General features: G+C 68.4%; 12 protein-coding genes and 1 pseudogene. 7 read left to right on the top strand and 6 right to left on the bottom strand.

Features of this window, described 5'->3' with window-relative positions; genetic code table 11:
• The first annotated feature begins 53 nt into the window (after positions 1–53).
• Positions 54–509, top strand: coding sequence for a hypothetical protein (locus A6A29_RS06835; protein WP_241838363.1), 456 nt, complete (start codon positions 54–56; stop codon positions 507–509).
• Between the two features lie 79 nt (positions 510–588).
• Here A6A29_RS06835 and acnA read toward each other — a convergent pair whose 3' ends face one another.
• The gene (gene acnA / locus A6A29_RS06830; protein WP_073719074.1) at positions 589–3,303 is read right to left on the bottom strand and encodes an aconitate hydratase AcnA; all 2,715 of its coding nucleotides are present in this window, start codon (positions 3,301–3,303) and stop codon (positions 589–591) included.
• A gap of 541 nt (positions 3,304–3,844) precedes the next feature.
• Here acnA and A6A29_RS06825 point away from each other — a divergent pair.
• The gene (locus A6A29_RS06825; protein WP_073719073.1) at positions 3,845–5,374 is read left to right on the top strand and encodes a helix-turn-helix domain-containing protein; all 1,530 of its coding nucleotides are present in this window, start codon (positions 3,845–3,847) and stop codon (positions 5,372–5,374) included.
• A gap of 544 nt (positions 5,375–5,918) precedes the next feature.
• Here the strand turns inward: A6A29_RS06825 and A6A29_RS06810 are convergent.
• The gene (locus tag A6A29_RS06810) at positions 5,919–6,047 is read right to left on the bottom strand and encodes a hypothetical protein (protein WP_274535789.1); all 129 of its coding nucleotides are present in this window, start codon (positions 6,045–6,047) and stop codon (positions 5,919–5,921) included.
• Between the two features lie 61 nt (positions 6,048–6,108).
• Here A6A29_RS06810 and A6A29_RS06800 point away from each other — a divergent pair.
• A pseudogene (locus tag A6A29_RS06800) lies at positions 6,109–6,793 on the top strand (IS5 family transposase); the annotation flags it as partial.
• A gap of 250 nt (positions 6,794–7,043) precedes the next feature.
• On the opposite strand, the gene A6A29_RS43795 reads toward A6A29_RS06800, so the two are convergent.
• Together A6A29_RS43795 and A6A29_RS06785 are read right to left on the bottom strand one after the other, a co-directional pair.
• Complete coding sequence (locus A6A29_RS43795) at positions 7,044–7,382, bottom strand: hypothetical protein (protein WP_073719069.1); 339 nt, start codon at positions 7,380–7,382, stop codon at positions 7,044–7,046.
• A gap of 1,435 nt (positions 7,383–8,817) precedes the next feature.
• On the bottom strand, positions 8,818–9,051 hold the full coding sequence (locus A6A29_RS06785; RefSeq protein WP_073719067.1) for a DUF6479 family protein: 234 nt from the start codon (positions 9,049–9,051) through the stop codon (positions 8,818–8,820).
• A 274-nt stretch (positions 9,052–9,325) separates the two neighbouring features.
• Between A6A29_RS06785 and A6A29_RS06780 the strand changes: the two genes are divergently transcribed.
• The 3 genes from A6A29_RS06780 to A6A29_RS06770 all read left to right on the top strand — a co-directional run bounded on the left by A6A29_RS06780 (position 9,326) and on the right by A6A29_RS06770 (position 13,032).
• On the top strand, positions 9,326–9,898 hold the full coding sequence (locus A6A29_RS06780) for a Dps family protein (protein WP_073719066.1): 573 nt from the start codon (positions 9,326–9,328) through the stop codon (positions 9,896–9,898).
• A gap of 69 nt (positions 9,899–9,967) precedes the next feature.
• A complete protein-coding gene (locus A6A29_RS06775; RefSeq protein ID WP_385730234.1) occupies positions 9,968–12,376 on the top strand; it encodes a phosphoketolase family protein in 2,409 nt (802 codons plus the stop codon).
• A gap of 332 nt (positions 12,377–12,708) precedes the next feature.
• A complete protein-coding gene (locus A6A29_RS06770; RefSeq protein WP_443333352.1) occupies positions 12,709–13,032 on the top strand; it encodes a Thoeris anti-defense Tad2 family protein in 324 nt (107 codons plus the stop codon).
• A 105-nt stretch (positions 13,033–13,137) separates the two neighbouring features.
• On the opposite strand, the gene A6A29_RS06765 is transcribed toward A6A29_RS06770, so the two are convergent.
• Together A6A29_RS06765 and A6A29_RS06760 are read right to left on the bottom strand one after the other, a co-directional pair.
• On the bottom strand, positions 13,138–13,419 hold the full coding sequence (locus A6A29_RS06765; protein WP_241838361.1) for a hypothetical protein: 282 nt from the start codon (positions 13,417–13,419) through the stop codon (positions 13,138–13,140).
• 1,051 nt (positions 13,420–14,470) lie between these two features.
• Positions 14,471–15,295, bottom strand: coding sequence for an amidohydrolase family protein (locus A6A29_RS06760; RefSeq protein ID WP_073719064.1), 825 nt, complete (start codon positions 15,293–15,295; stop codon positions 14,471–14,473).
• Positions 15,296–15,990: 695 nt separating this feature from the next.
• Between A6A29_RS06760 and A6A29_RS06755 the strand changes: the two genes are divergently transcribed.
• The gene (locus tag A6A29_RS06755; RefSeq protein WP_198953014.1) at positions 15,991–16,479 is read left to right on the top strand and encodes a flavin reductase family protein; all 489 of its coding nucleotides are present in this window, start codon (positions 15,991–15,993) and stop codon (positions 16,477–16,479) included.
• Positions 16,480–16,489: the final 10 nt, after the last annotated feature.

Genomic DNA, 16,489 nt, shown 5'->3' with positions numbered 1-16,489 from the left:
CGCAGCCGTCGCCGCCGCGCAAGCAACGTACGGGGCTGATCGTCACGCTCTCCGTGGGCGGCGGGCTGCTGGCCGCGACGGCCGTCGCGGCGCTCGTCTACACGGCGATGGACCGGGCGGCCCCCGGGTCGCTGGAGAGCCTGCCCTCCCGGTCGGCCGGGACGCCGTCCGCCGAGGGGCTCCCCGGTGAGGACCCCGTCGCGGAGCCCAGCGCCACCGGCACGGCTCCCGAGGAGGACGTCAGGATCACGAAGTGCACGGTGGATTCCCTGACGAATTGGCCCGCCGCCGAGCTGAGGGTGGTCAACGGCTCCGGGAGCCCGGCGGACTACGTCGTGACCGTCGAGTTCGTGGACAAGGACGGCACCCGGGTCGCGGACGGCATCGCGGCGGTGCTCGCACTGGACGCCGGCAAGGTGGCGAAGGAGAAGGCGCAGGGGCTCGGCGATGTGCCGCGCGGCACGGAGTGCCGGATCACCGAGGTGACGCGGACGGTTTCGGACGGCTGAGGGCCGCTCCGCCCGGGATGCCCCCGGATACGCGGAAGGGCCGCACCCCGGTGGGGGTGCGGCCCTTCGGCTCTGCTGCCTACTTGCGGATCAGGCTGCGGAGCACGTACTGCAGGATGCCGCCGTTGCGGTAGTAGTCCGCCTCACCGGGCGTGTCGATACGGACGACGCCGTCGAACTCCACGCCCGTGTCGGTGGTGACCTTGACCGTGCGCGGCGTGGTGCCGTTGTTCAGCTCGGTGACGCCGGTGAAGGAGAAGGCCTCCTCGCCGGTGAGGCCGAGCGACTCGGCGGTCGCGCCCTCGGGGAACTGGAGCGGGAGGACGCCCATGCCGATGAGGTTCGAGCGGTGGATGCGCTCGTAGGACTCGGCGATGACGGCCTTGACGCCCAGGAGCGCGGTGCCCTTGGCCGCCCAGTCACGGGAGGAGCCGGAGCCGTACTCCTTGCCCGCCAGGATGACCAGCGGGGTGCCCGCGGCCTGGTAGTTCTGCGAGGCGTCGTAGATGAACGACACCGGGGCGTCCGCCCGGGTGAAGTCGCGGGTGAAGCCGCCCTCCGTGCCCGGGGCGATCTGGTTGCGCAGGCGGATGTTCGCGAATGTGCCGCGGATCATGACCTCGTGGTTACCGCGGCGCGAGCCGTAGGAGTTGAAGTCGCGGCGCTCGATGCCGTGCTCCGTGAGGTACTTGCCGGCCGGGGTGTCGGCCTTGATCGCACCGGCCGGGGAGATGTGGTCGGTGGTGACCGAGTCGCCCAGCTTGGCCAGGACACGGGCGCCGGCGATGTCCTCGACCGGGGTCGTCTCCATCGTCATGCCCTCGAAGTACGGGGGCTTGCGCACGTAGGTGGACTCGGAGTCCCACTCGAAGGTGTTGCCGGTCGGGATCGACAGCGCCTGCCACTGGGCGTCGCCCGCGAAGACGTCCTTGTAGGACTTGTTGAACATGTCCTCGCCGATGGAGTTGGCGACGACGTCGTTGACCTCGGCCTCGGAGGGCCAGATGTCCGCGAGGTAGACCGGCTTGCCGTCCTGGTCGATGCCCAGGGCGTCCTTGGTGATGTCGACCTTCATCGAACCGGCGATGGCGTACGCGACGACCAGCGGCGGGGATGCCAGGTAGTTCATCTTGACGTCGGGGTTGATCCGGCCCTCGAAGTTACGGTTGCCGGAGAGCACCGAGGTCACGGCCAGGTCGTGGTCGTTGACCGCCTTGGAGACCTCTTCCGGCAGCGGGCCGGAGTTGCCGATGCAGGTGGTGCAGCCGTAGCCGACGAGGTTGAAGCCGACCTTGTCGAGGTACGGGGTCAGGCCCGCCTTGTCGAAGTAGTCGGTGACGACCTTCGAACCCGGCGCCAGGGTCGTCTTGACCCACGGCTTGCGGGTCAGGCCCTTCTCGACGGCCTTCTTCGCCACGAGCGCCGCGGCGACCATGACGTACGGGTTCGAGGTGTTGGTGCAGGAGGTGATCGCGGCGACGGTGACGGCGCCGTGGTCGATCTCGTACGTCGAACCGTCGGGGGCCGTGACCGTGGTCGGACGCGACGGCACACCGTTGGCGGCGGCCGGGGAGTCGGAGGCCGGGAAGGACTCCTTGCCCGACTCCTCGTCGTCCGAGACGTAGTTGCGCACGTCCTGGGCGAACTGCGCCTTGGCGTTGGCGAGGATGATGCGGTCCTGCGGGCGCTTCGGGCCGGCGATGGAGGGGACGACCGTGGAGAGGTCGAGCTCCAGCTTCTCGGAGAAGTCGGGCTCGGCGGACGGGTCCAGCCAGAGGCCCTGCTCCTTGGCGTACGCCTCGACGAGGGCGACCTGCTGCTCGTCACGGCCGGTCAGGCGCAGGTACTTCAGGGTCTCGTCGTCGATCGGGAAGATCGCGGCGGTGGAGCCGAACTCCGGCGACATGTTGCCGATGGTGGCGCGGTTCGCGAGGGAGGTGGCGGCGACGCCCTCACCGTAGAACTCGACGAACTTGCCGACGACGCCGTGCTTGCGGAGCATCTCGGTGATGGTCAGCACGAGGTCGGTGGCGGTGGTGCCGGCCGGGAGCTCGCCGGTCAGCTTGAAGCCGACGACGCGCGGGATGAGCATGGAGACCGGCTGGCCGAGCATCGCGGCCTCGGCCTCGATGCCGCCGACGCCCCAGCCCAGCACGCCGAGGCCGTTGACCATCGTGGTGTGCGAGTCGGTGCCGACGAGGGTGTCGGGGTACGCCTGGCCGCCGCGGACCATGACGGTGCGGGCCAGGTGCTCGATGTTGACCTGGTGGACGATGCCGGTGCCCGGGGGGACGACCTTGAACTCGTCGAAGGCGGTCTGGCCCCAGCGCAGGAACTGGTAGCGCTCCTTGTTGCGGCCGTACTCCAGCTCGACGTTCTGGGCGAACGCGTCGTTGGTGCCGAACTTGTCGGCGATGACGGAGTGGTCGATGACCAGCTCGGCCGGGGCCAGCGGGTTGATCTTCGCCGGGTCGCCGCCGAGCTCCTTCACGGCCTCACGCATGGTGGCGAGGTCCACGACGCACGGGACGCCGGTGAAGTCCTGCATGATCACGCGGGCCGGCGTGAACTGGATCTCCTGGCTGGGCTGCGCCTGCGAGTCCCATCCACCCAGCGCCCGGATGTGGTCGGCGGTGATGTTCGCGCCGTCCTCGGTGCGGAGCAGGTTCTCCAGCAGGACCTTCAGGCTGTAAGGGAGGCGCGCGGAGCCCTCCACCTTGTCCAGCTTGAAGATCTCGTACGACTCGTCGCCCACGCGCAGCGTGCTGCGGGCGTCGAAGCTGTTCGCCGACACGACAGTCTCCTTCTTCAATGTGCGCGTACTACCGCGCCGCGCCTCATTGGCGGCCGGCGCCGCGTGGTGCCGCCTACGGCCCCGACCATCCGCTAAGGTAAGGCTTAGTTAGGTAACCCTTACCGCGCGGCGGCTGCGGAACGCCTCGGCAGATATCTCGATGTCGAGATAACTCTAGTACATCGCCGCCGCGCGGTCATGCCCGGGCGGCGCCGTCCATTCGTGTCCCGTCCCGGGCGGCGCCGGACCGGGCGATCGCCCGGCCGCCCCGCCGGGCCGGATCACCGGCCGGCCGGCTCACGCCGGGAACGCCGCGAGCGCCACCGGTCAAGCGCGGCGGGAGCGGATCGGCCGAGCGCCGCCGCCGGGCACCCGAACGGACGCACACCGGAGGCCCGGCCGAAGTACCGCCAGGACGATGAGCACGGGCCGGATTTCAGGGACGAACGCGCGGACGTGAGCCCGCGAGGGCGAGCCGACCGTCACCCGAACACCGCACCCCGGCGCGATCTTCATCTCATATCTGAGATAACCTGCCGCCATGTCAGACGATTACCTCGTACGCATCGGCAAGCTCATCCGTGACGCCCGTCAGCACCGGGGCTGGACACAGACGCAGCTGGCCGAGGCGCTCGCCACCAGTCAGAGCGCCGTCAACCGCATCGAGCGCGGCAATCAGAACATCAGCCTTGAGATGATCGCCCGTATCGGTGAAGCCCTCGACAGCGAGATCGTGTCGCTCGGATACGCCGGACCCATGCACCTGCGGGTCGTCGGCGGCCGTCGCCTCTCCGGCGCCATCGATGTGAAGACCAGCAAGAACGCGTGCGTCGCACTGCTCTGCGCCACGCTGCTCAACAAGGGCCGCACCGTCCTGCGCCGGGTCGCCCGGATCGAAGAGGTCTTCCGGCTGCTGGAGGTGCTGAACTCCATCGGGGTCCGCACCCGTTGGATCAACGACGGCGTGGACCTGGAGATCGTCCCGCCGGCCCGGCTCGACATGGAGGCGATCGACGCCGACGCCGCGCGCCGGACCCGCTCCATCATCATGTTCCTCGGCCCGCTGCTGCACCGTATGGACCAGTTCAAGCTGCCGTACGCGGGCGGCTGCGACCTGGGCACGCGCACCATCGAGCCGCACATGATCGCGCTTCGCCGGTTCGGGCTGGAGATCGCGGCCACCGAAGGGCTCTACCACGCCCAGATCGACCACTCGGTCACGCCCGGCCGGCCCATCGTGCTGACCGAACGCGGCGACACGGTCACCGAGAACGCCCTGCTGGCCGCCGCCCGCCACGACGGCACGACCGTCATCCGCAACGCCTCGTCCAACTACATGGTCCAGGACCTGTGCTTCTTCCTGGAGGCGCTGGGCGTACGGGTCGACGGTGTCGGTACGACGACGCTGACCGTGCACGGTGTGCCGAACATCGACGTGGATGTGGACTACTCCCCCTCCGAGGACCCGGTCGAGGCGATGAGCCTGCTGGCCGCCGCCGTGGTGACGGAGTCCGAACTCACCATCCGCCGGGTGCCGATCGAGTTCCTGGAGATCGAACTCGCGGTGCTGGAGGAGATGGGCGTCGACTGCGACCGGACGGCGGAGTACGCCGCCGACAACGGCCGCACCCGGCTGGTGGACCTGACCGTGCGGCCCTCCAAGCTGGAGGCCCCGATCGACAAGATCCACCCGATGCCGTTCCCCGGCCTCAACATCGACAACGTGCCGTTCTTCGCGGCCATCGCGGCCAGCGCGCACGGCCAGACCCTGATCCACGACTGGGTCTACGACAACCGGGCGATCTACCTCACCGACCTCAACCGGCTGGGCGGCCGCCTTCAGCTCCTCGACCCGCACCGGGTCCTGGTCGAGGGCCCGACCCGCTGGCGCGCCGCCGAGATGATGTGCCCGCCCGCCCTGCGCCCCGCGGTGGTGGTGCTGCTCGCGATGATGGCGGCGGAGGGTACCTCCGTGCTGCGCAACGTCTATGTCATCAACCGCGGTTACGAGGATCTGGCCGAGCGGCTGAACTCGGTGGGCGCACAGATCGAGATCTTCCGCGACATCTGACATACGGGCACCGTCGCACCCTTCCTGACCTGCGAAAACACGGGTCAGATGGGGGTGTGACGGCGCCTGTGGGACTTCTCTGGGACTTTGGGGCCCGGGGGGCGTGCCTGGCGCCCTACCCGGCTAGCCGAACAGGGCGTCGATGACGGCGGGTGCCGCGGGCGCCCGCGCGGGACAGGAAGTGCGCGTACTTCCTCAGCGTAGACCCGGGGTCGGAGTGCCCCAGCCACTGGGCGAGCGGGACGACCGCTCACCGGCCTCCAACTGCTCCGAGGCCACCAGTGCACGCCGATGTAGTCCTTGACGGACAGATCGCCGTCACGCGGGTCGACGATGCCTGGCGCCGCACGTCGGTCTGGGCTGTCGCGAGCCAGGTCTTGGCGTCGTTCAGGGCGTCGAACGAACGGTCCTTGACGCCCGGAATCCCCTTCACCCGGTAGCGGGTGCACCTTCCGTACATGGCGGTACGTTCACGCCTGCCGGTCTCCCGGCTGGGGCGCTTCTTCAACCACCGGTCTTCTATAACGGGGGACGGCCGATCGGGTCAGGCGACCGCTGTGCCGCCGGATCGGTAGTGACGCGGGGCGTTGAGGGGGCTCAACGCCGTGTTGCAGCGGGAGTCGGCCTGTTCCTGTTCACGGATCCAGGCGTCCAGGGCTTCCCGGCGGTACATGGCGCGGCCCCGTGGGCCCATACGAAAACTCGGCGACCCTTGGCGCACCGGGGTCCAGTAGCGCTGCCTCCCGCACGACTTCCCGCACGGGAACACCGTCTACGGCTACTTCTCCAAATGGGCCGACGAGGGCGTGTTCGCCCAGCTCAACGGCCTGCTCCGGCAGCTTCCACGAGAGAAGGGAGGCCGGGACGACGAGCCGACGGCCTGCGTGATCGACGCCCAGAGCGTCAAGACCTCGCACCAGCGTTCCCGCCACCGGCCAGGGCATCGACGCCGGCAAGAAGATCGTCGGCAGGAAGCGGAGCATCGCCACCGACACGCTCGGCCTTCTCCTCGCCGTGCTGGTGACCGCGGCCGGCGTGCAGGACTCCGCTGCCGGCACCGCACTGCTCGACCGGGTCGCCGCCGACCACCCGGGCATCCGCAAGGTGTGGGTCGACGGCGGTTACCGTCAGCACCTCGTTGAGCAAGCCTCCACCCGCGGTATCGACATGGAGATCACCGCCCGCAAGCCCGGGACCAGGGGCTTCACCCCGATTGCGAAGCGGTGGGCGGTCGAGCGAACCTACGGCCGGCTCACGCTCCACCGCCGCCTCGCCCGCGACTACGAAACCCTGCCCACCCGCTCCGAAGCACTGGTTCACCTGGCAATGACCGACCTCATGGCCCGCCGCCTGACCAGCGAAAACACCATCTCCTGGCGCGACCCGAAGAAAACCACAGAGCAATCCCTCTCGGGATGAAACACCGGACGAAAACGACCTCTGAGAACCTCCACCCACTGTCTCTCACGCCACTGTCACGAAACCGAGAGATCGCACCATGGTTCCGACACTTCCCGCTCGGGCAGGTGCCCGTGCCACCGTTCTCACGCACGTCCCACGCACACGGTTGCACCAGCGCGTAGGCGCAGCGGCTGGGAACGAACCCCGGAGCTCACCGCCCTCTGCCGCAAGGCGTCGAGCGGAGAGCCTGAGACGGGCGACCGGCCGGTCAGACCGCAGCAGCCGGGAACCGCTCCCAGACGCGGTGCTTGCCCAGAAGCTGAGCGAGCTGTGACAGCACGTCCGCGCTGGCGCCGGTCACGACACCGGGCGCGTGGGCGGGCACACTGGCTGCCCTGAGAATCTCGTCGGCGTCGCCCCAGGAACCGATCACCTTGCCGTGGCGAAAGGCTTCGGCCACGAGCAGGACCACCCGGGGATCCGCTTCCGCTGCCCCAGCCTCACCGGCCTTTGCCCTGGCGTCCCGGGCACCGCGTGCGTCGGCACGCGCGCCGGGAGCGACGGCCAGCAGGACAGCGTCGAACTCGATGGACCTGGCGGTGACCATAGGGGCAAGGCTGTTCACGGAACTCTCTGTGAAGGTCGCTTTGAGAGCACCCCACGGCGCGAAGAAGAACTGAAGTGATCAGCAGGCAACAAGGCCAGTCATGACACACGACGGGCCCGAACCAGGCAGGAGGGCCCATCCGCGAACACTGCGGGTCACGCCACGCTCAGCACACGCTGCTTCTTGCTGTGAGCGAGCCGAGTCACCACAGCTCCACCAGCGCCGACGAAGATGCAGGAACGCTGCTTCCTGCCTGTGCAGCGCCAGGCAGCCAGGCCATCGGTGTCTGGCATTCGGCAACGGTTCGGCCATGCTGGTCAGGATCCCTGGCCCAGTGCCACCGGGCCGACCGCGAGAGTACCGCCCCGTTCCTGAATGCGTGCGGCCGTCACATCGGCGTCCCGCACCGCAAAGTACGGCGTCCACACCGCCGCCGGAGCGAACCCCGGCCACCGCACCCCGATCCCCGCCACCAGCGACCCGCCCGATGACGCGACAAGGAACCGGTCCCCCAGCGAACTCCGCCCGAACCTCCACCCCCAGAACTGCACCGTAGAAGGCCTGAGCAGCTGCTGGGTCACCCACCATCAGGTTGACCCAGCACGGAACACCCGGAGCGGGGACCACCCTCCCAGCCACGGAAACAGAGATCAGCACTCCAGAAGGTTCGGGTCCTGCCACAGCGACCTGCCTCACCCGGGCCGCAGGGCACGCGACGTTACAACGCTATTTCCGCAGGACGCGGCCCACAGCCTTCACCGGACGCGACCACGGCCATGCCAGGAGGACTGCTTCGATGCCTCCGGAGCATCTGACCCGCAGGTACTCCTCTGCGAACGAAGCCGGTCCGCCGAAGCCCGTCCGCAGCTGTTTCGGCCTAGATCGCCGCGCAGGAACACCAGTGGGTGCGCCAGCCCCTCACTGTCGTACGGCAGTCCCCTGCATATCCCGGGCATGTCCGAGACAGCAGATGCCACGCCGCACCGCACCGCACACCGGGGACGTTCCTCACTAGGACGACGTTCCGCCCGCATCCCCAGAGCCGGGGCCTCGCGGCTCTGACCGGCCGGAAGACCCGCGAGGCCCGTCCGCATGCCTGCCCGGAAGATCCGGCCGGCACCGCACTGTCCGAACCGCGCCCACCGACCAGGTTCCTGCGGCCTGCAATCGCCGGCGCACTCTCATCATGCCTGGGTTGACCACCCGAGCCCGGCACTCGGAGAGCTGACCCCGACAAACTAGGGCAGCGCGTCAGGCAGTGCCGCCGTTTCTCAGATTGTGCTCATCTTCTGTCGACCGAGCGCGGTCGACGGGTGAACCGTATGGGATGTCGACCTCCGAGCAGCGGGGTTCCCTTCTCCATGGCCTTCCAGCGGCTCCTCAAGGGCCTCGTCACCGACCCAGGAATGAGTTGCGGTCCCCGCTCTGCTGCTCCTCACCGCTCCTCGGGCGGCTCGTGGCTCTCTCGGTCCGATCCCTTCGGAGGCCGTTTCGGCTGTTCCTCCGGCAGCGGCGGGCGGGGTTCCCGGGCCCGGACGCGCCGGCCGAAGACAAACCCGGCGATGAGGACGCCGACGACGATGAGGCCGAAAACGAGCGGGAAGAGACCCGTGATGCCGGGCGACGCGGCGTACGCCGCTGCGAGTATGTCGCTTGTGTCACTGCTCATGACGGCCGCGTACCCCGCAAACCCTCATCCAGCCTCCCCTCGAGCGGCTCGCATCCCACGGCAACTCGTACGGCCGCCCAGCGGTGGCGTGTCCCGGTCCCGGTGCATGAGGTGAGAGCAGGGACCGTGCGTCAGTTGAAAACGCGAAGGAGAGCGCGGCACGGTCCGCACACGGGGAACGGAGACGCCGACCGAAGCGGCGCCATGTTTGGGCGAGCGGGCCGGAGGTACCCGATGGGGCGAAGCGAATGAGGCCGGCAAGAGAGGAATCCTCATGTCATCGCAGAACGACCCGCAGTACACCGTGCCCGGTATGACGGCCTCGGAGGGCGGGGAGACCATCCAGTTGCTCAGGATGCGGCTGCACGCTCTCAACGATCTCGCCCTGACCCTCAAGCATGTGCACTGGAACGTCGTCGGGCCGCACTTCATCGCGGTACACGAGATGCTGGACCCGCAGGTGGACGCGGTGCGCGGCATGGTGGACGAGACCGCCGAGCGCATTTCGACCCTGGGCGGCTCGCCCGCCGGAACGCCGGGCGCCCTGGTGAAGGAGCGCGACTGGGACGACTACGCCGTCGGCCGGGCGGAGGCCATGCGGCATCTTGGAGCGTTGGACATCGTGTACGCGGGCATCATCGCCGATCACCGTCGGGCGGCCGACGCGGTCGGCAAGCTGGATCCGGTCAGCCAGGACCTGCTGATCCAGCACCTCCGCGGCCTCGAACACTTCCAATGGCTCATCCGGGCGCACCTGGAGAGTGCGGGCGGCAGGCTGAACACCCAGGGCGGGACCACCGAGATCGATGGCGCCGCGGCGGGAGAACAAGCGCTCCGGCGTGTCTGAACCGAACCGCGGTGTTCCAGGGCCTCCGGGCTTCCCAGTAGGAGGAGGATGAGCGTGCGCCAAACCAGTGTGAGCGGCGAGGGAACGTCGGCGGGGCCGACGGCCGAAGATTCGCCTGCCGGACAGCTGACAGCCGGGGAACTGACGGCTCTCGACGCGCACTGGCGGGCAGCGAACTATCTGGCCGTCGGCCAGATCTACCTGATGGCGAACCCGCTGCTCCTGGAGCCGCTGGCGCCGGAACACATCAAACCGCGGCTGCTCGGCCACTGGGGCACCACGCCCGGCCTCAACTTCGTGCACACCCATCTCAACCGGCTCATCAGGGCACGCGACATCGATGCGCTGTGCGTCTGGGGGCCCGGCCACGGAGGCCCCGCCGTCCTGGCCAACTCCTGGCTGGAGGGCACGTACTCCGAGACGTATCCGGACGTGAGCCGGGACCGGGAGGGTATGGAGCGGCTGTTCCGGCAGTTCTCGTTCCCGGGGGGTGTGCCGAGCCATGTCGCGCCCGAGACCCCGGGCTCGGTCCACGAGGGCGGTGAACTGGGCTATTCACTCGCACACGCCTACGGAGCGGCGCTGGACCACCCCGGTCTGCTGGTCGCCTGCGTGATCGGCGACGGGGAGGCGGAGACCGGTCCACTGGCCGGTTCCTGGCACGCGAACAAGTTCCTCGACCCGGTGCACGACGGTGCGGTCCTGCCCATCCTGCATCTCAACGGCTACAAGATCGCCAACCCGACCGTGCTCGCCCGGCTGCCGGAAGCCGAACTCGACTCCCTGTTGCGCGGCTACGGTCACGAGCCCCTCTACGTCACGGGTGACGAGCCGTCGGCGGCCCACGGCGCCATGGCCGCGGCGATGGACCGCGCCGCCGACCGTATCGCCGAGATCCAGCGCGCCGCCCGCGGGGGCGCGGTGACCGGGCGGCCCTCCTGGCCCATGATCGTGCTTCGCACACCGAAGGGCTGGACGGGTCCCGCCGAGGTCGACGGGCAGCCGGTGGAAGGGACGTGGCGCGCGCATCAGGTCCCGTTGAGCGGTGTCCGGGACAACCCCGACCACCTGCGTCAGCTGGAGGCGTGGCTGCGCTCGTACCGCCCCGACGAGCTGTTCGACGCGACGGGCGCGCCCAGCCCCTCGGTACTCGAATGCGTTCCGGAGGCAACGCGCAGGCTGGGCGCCACGCCGTACGCCAATGGCGGTCTGCTGCTGCGGGAGCTGCCGGTCCCGCCCCTGGAGCGGTACGCGGTACGGGTCGACGCGCCCGGTACGGTCCAGCACGAGCCGACCCGGGTGCTCGGTCTCCTGCTGCGGGACATCATGGAGGCCACCAAGGGGCGGCGGGACTTCCGGGTCTTCGGGGCCGACGAAACCGCCTCGAACCGGCTGGAGGCGCTCTACGAGACCACGTCCAAGGCGTGGGAGGCCGGGACACTCGACACGGACGAGCACCTCGCCCGCGACGGCCGGGTGATGGAAGTGCTCTCCGAGCATCTCTGCCAGGGCTGGCTGGAGGGCTATCTGCTCACCGGCCGGCACGGGCTGTTCTCCAGCTACGAGGCGTTCGCCCATATCGTCGACTCGATGGTCAATCAGCACATCAAGTGGCTGCGAACGTCCCGGCGGCTCCCCTGGCGCCGCCCTATCGCCTCCCTCAACTACCTGCTGACGTCGCATGTCTGGCGCCAGGACCACAACGGCTTCTCCCACCAGGACCCCGGCTTCGTCGACCACATCCTGAACAAGAGCCCCGAGGTCGTACGGGTCTATCTGCCGCCGGACACCAACACTCTTCTCTCCGTCGCCGATCACGTGCTGCGCAGCCGCGACTACGTCAATGTGATCGTGGCCGGCAAACAGCCCGGCTTCGACTGGCTCACCCTGGAGGAGGCCCGCGCACATTGCGCGCGCGGCGTGGGGGTCTGGTCCTGGGCCGGTACGGAGGACGGCTCCCGGGAACCGGATGTCGTGCTGGCCTGCGCCGGGGACGTACCCACCCTGGAGACCATGGCAGCCGCCGATCTGCTCCGGCGTCACCTGCCGGAGCTGGCCGTACGTGTGGTGAACGTCGTCGACCTGGCACGGTTGCTTCCCCACGGGGAACACCCGCACGGGATGACGGACTCCGAGTACGACGCCGTGTTCACCACCGGCAAACCGGTGATCTTCGCGTACCACGGCTACCCCTGGCTGATCCATCGTCTCGCCTACCGCCGCGCAGGGCATGCCAACCTTCATGTGCACGGCTACAAGGAGGAGGGGACAACCACCACACCGTTCGACATGGTGGTCCGCAACGACCTCGACCGCTACCGGCTGGTCATGGATGTCATCGACCGCGTACCGGGACTCGGCGTCCGGGCCGTCGCCGTACGACAGGCCATGGCGGACGTACGCACCCGCCACCACGCCTGGATCCGTGAGCACGGCACGGACCTGCCCGAGGTGACCGACTGGGCCTGGACGGGCTGACCGGGCCGCGGGCCGTCGACGCCCCTCAGCCTCTCGGAGGTAGCGTCAGGAGCCCTTCCCCGTCCGGTCGCAGAGGCCGCTGCCGCCCGCCCTGCCCGCCCTCATTACGGGGCACCTCTCGGCCAACGGATCACTACGGGACTGCAGCCTCCACGACCTGAACTCGGAGGCTGCCGTGATGGACAGACACCTTCCGCCTCAGCGGTACGGATCGTGCGGCCGACCTCGCCGGGAACCCGCATACCGGACACCGCTCATCACGGTCAAAGGGCCTCCTGTCAACTCCCCTTGGTCCAGGGGATCCGTCGCTCTAGGGTCGTGGAGTGACAGAGATGAGCTGGTCCGATGTACTGGTGCGTGGTGCTTCCGATCCCACGCTGACGTTCGCTCGCCGCAAGTGGAACGAACGGGGAAAGTTCGTCTGGATCGAACCGCCGACGGTGATCCAGGCACCCGGCGGAGAGCAGTACCGGCTCTGTGCCGTCGTGTATTTCAAGGACGCCGACGACATCGTCAAGCCCTACCAGCCGAGCATGGACGGCATGACTGAAGCCGACGACTGGTATGCGGGCGTATCCGGCCGGCCCGCAAGAACACCGTCACCCACAGTGGAGACACGACAGAGACAGGCCCTCCCCCTCCCTCCAACCGCTTAAAGGCGGAGCAGCGCCCAGCCGCCCGTGGGCGCTGCGCACCGCACGCGGGACACGGCATTGACGCGGCGAGGCCGTCGTCATGCCGATATGCCGTGGTGCCGGGCCTCAGAAGTGCAGGTGAAGGTGCTGGCGTGCGGCGCTTTCCTGTTCTGTGGCGCGGTGCAGGTGCCACAGAATCACGGCGGGCAGCAGCCCGCCGAGCCGGGCTGCCGCCCTCAGATTCTGCACCGCACCGGTCAGCAACACCTTCGCGGCGTGCCCGGGCTCACCGGCCCGGACGGCGACGTCAGCGGCGGCCTCTTCGAGGAGATCGGCCAGTTCGGCGATACCCGGATCCTCCGGCACCGCCCTGCCCCACCCGGCGACCGCATCACCAAGCTGAGCCATACGACTGCCACGCCTGGCCGCCAAACGCGATGAGACATCCCCGTTGATCACAGCAACATCGTCCCTCACCGTCCGAACACGAGAACACAAAGTCGCCAAGATGCAGCCAGGCCACCTCAACCGTGAGTACGACCCGTCCATGCCCCGGTAGTCGGTGGGGCCGGCCGAGTCCGCGCAGGTGTACCGGGAAACTGGCGGCGGCCCTCGGCCACAAGCACACGGCGGAAAGCCTGATGGCCGAAGGCGACCTGACGTGCGCACGGACAGACAGGGCGTCCTGGAACGGCTCGGCCCACCGCCGGGATCTCCTCCGTAACCCGCACCGCCGCCACACAGAGCGCGACCCTATGGACCAGGATGTGCAGATCTTCGGTCGCCGCCTCCAGGCCAGAGCCAGGCACATCACTGGCAGCGAAGCACCGCTCGACCGTGTGCAGGACGGCGGCCCGTTACCAGGCCAAGAAGAGACACCGTATGGGCTCCGCACATGCTTCGAAACCAGCGTCCCCCGCAGCGCGGGCAGGAAGCCACTGGTCGCACGATCCGGCGGAATCTCACTAATGCGACAGAAGGCAGCGGTCCTCGCGGACCGTCAAGTGGCCGCCCCCCGCCCCAGAAAGGAGCTGATTACCCAGCTCTTGCGGGGGAAGTGCGAGCCATGCGGGACGTCGGAAGACGTGCGAGTGCACACATCGGAAGGCTGACCGACCTCCAACAAGGGAGAGCCACCTACTGAATGATTAGAGGTCATGACAGAGAAACGGCGCAAGGCCCTCGTGGTCCGCTCCTGTTGCCATGACCCGATCCACTCAGGGAAGCCAACCAACGGCGTCACGAAATAGGTCACTGGGGAGCCTGTTACGGGGAAACTCGTACGGCGGGTTCGGAGGGGCCGTACGGAAAAGGACCTGCACATGGCAGGCGCCTCGTCGCGCGGCCTACCCGGCCAACCGGTTCAAGCAGTGGCATGGCCTGGACGTGCGGACCGACGAACTCGCTCTCGCCTATCAGGCTGCACTCCGCCCAGCGGCGATCCTCATCGGCCTGGCGGTCACCCGGTGAGGTCAAGGCTGAAGATCCGCCGGGCGTTGCCGGACAGGAACAGCTCGGTGGCCTCCTCGTCCAGGCCGAGTTCACCGAGGTGCTCCAGCGCCTGCCCGGGAGTGATCATGGGGTAATTGGTGCCGAACAGCACCTTCCTGCGACCCCGGCCGCGCAGGTAGTCGACCAGCTCGCGCGGGTATCGCCGGGCGGTGTAGGCACTGGTGTCGATGTACACATTGGTATGCTTGTCGGCTACCGCGATCATCTCCGTGGTCCACGGATACCCGATGTGCCCACACACGATGGTCAGCTCGGGGAAGTCCAGCGCGACCTGGTCGATGTAGGGAATGGGACGGCCGGTCTCGGACGGACGCAGCGGGCCGGTGTGCCCGACCTGGGTGCAGAACGGAATTCCGAGGTCGACGCAGGCGGCGTACAGCGGGTAATACAGCCGGTCGGTGGGCGGCAACTCCCACAGCCAGGGCACGATTCGCAGGGCCACGAAGCCGAGTTCCTCCACAGCCCGGCGCAGCTCCCGCACCGCCTGGACCGGGCGGGTGAGGTCCGCTCCGGCCACCCCGTGCAGCCGCCCCTCGGACTGGGAGACGAATCCGGCCACCTCGTCGTTGCTGATCAGCGGCCCCTGGGGTCCGTACCAGGCTGCCGACAGGCCAATCTCGACGTCCGCCGCGGCCATCGCGGCCACCGTGGCCTTGACCGGCAATGGCTCCTCCAGCAGGCCCCGCCCCGTCCACCGGCGCAACGACTCGAACATCTCGTGGTTGGAGTGACGGAGCGTGGGGTGCTGCATCCACGCGTCGATGACCGGCATCAGACTCCCTTGTCTCTCTCCCGGCGCTGCCGGTCATACCACCCCCGAACAGCTAAGCGATCGCTTACCACGACCCTAACCCCTGTGTGCCGTGCACAACCACCCCTCCAGCCGCCCCGGTGAAACCCACAGGTCAGACATCGAAATCCTGCTGGAGTACGGCGTCAACAGCCTCGAAGGAGTTGTTCACGGCCATGGAGTGGGCGTGACACCGACCGCTGCTGGTCGTTGAACCAGCCGGACACGTCACCGTGCAGCACGAGACCCCGGGCGTGCGCTTCAGTTCGAGACGTCGTTGCAACACCCCGTCCGAGCCGGTCCCCGGTCAGCGCTGTTGCTCGGCTCCGGCGGAGCCGGACGGCACGGGAACGCTCCACATGCTGCGCCAAGGCGAAGACGCCCGCTGCTGCTGCAGGCGCGCTGTCCGATTTTTGCGCACCAACTCCTGCTGTCCCTATGCCGAGGCCGCACACCGGGGCAGGAGAAGCCGCCGTACTCGATGCCTACTGCGATGCTCTGGAACGTCGAAGAGAAGACCCCGCACGGTATGCAGCACGATGGCCGTGTAACGCTACCGCTGGCCCCTCTCCCCGTGACGTACGAAGATGGGTAGTCCCTCAAGCTGGACCAACTGTGCCTCGAAATCTTCGAACATGACCCCGACATCCGGATCTCCCGGTGAGGAGCCAAGAACCGTGACCGATCTGGATCCGTTCACCAACGCGCTCGACTATCCGCTGTACATCGTGACCGCCGAGGCCGCCGGTGAACGGGCCGGCTGCCTGGTCGGATTCGGATCGCAGTGTTCGATCCGGCCCGCCCGGTTCGTCGTATGGCTGTCGAAGGCCAACCGGACATACCGGGTCGCCGCCCGAGCAGATCGGCTTGCGGTCCATCTGCTCGCCCACGACCAGGGGCACATGGCCCGCCTCTTCGGGGGCGAGACTGGTGATCGCACCGACAAGTTCGCCCGCGCCGCTTGGCACCCGGGACCGGGCGGGGCGCCGGTACTCAACGAGGCGCCCGCATGGTTCGTCGGCCGCGTCGAGAAGCGCCTCGACGGGGGCGACCATGTCGGGTTCCTGCTCGCCCCGGAGGTGGCGCAACGTCCGGCGGGTGACAGTCTCTGTCTGCTGTCTTTGGCCGACGGGCATGACATCACGCCGGGCCATCCGGTGAACTGAACGGAATCGG

This window comes from Streptomyces sp. TSRI0281, assembly GCF_001905125.1.
Lineage (GTDB): Bacteria > Actinomycetota > Actinomycetes > Streptomycetales > Streptomycetaceae > Streptomyces.
Note: the sequence above shows the minus strand (reverse complement) of the source record. Positions and strands in the feature narration are given on the sequence as shown.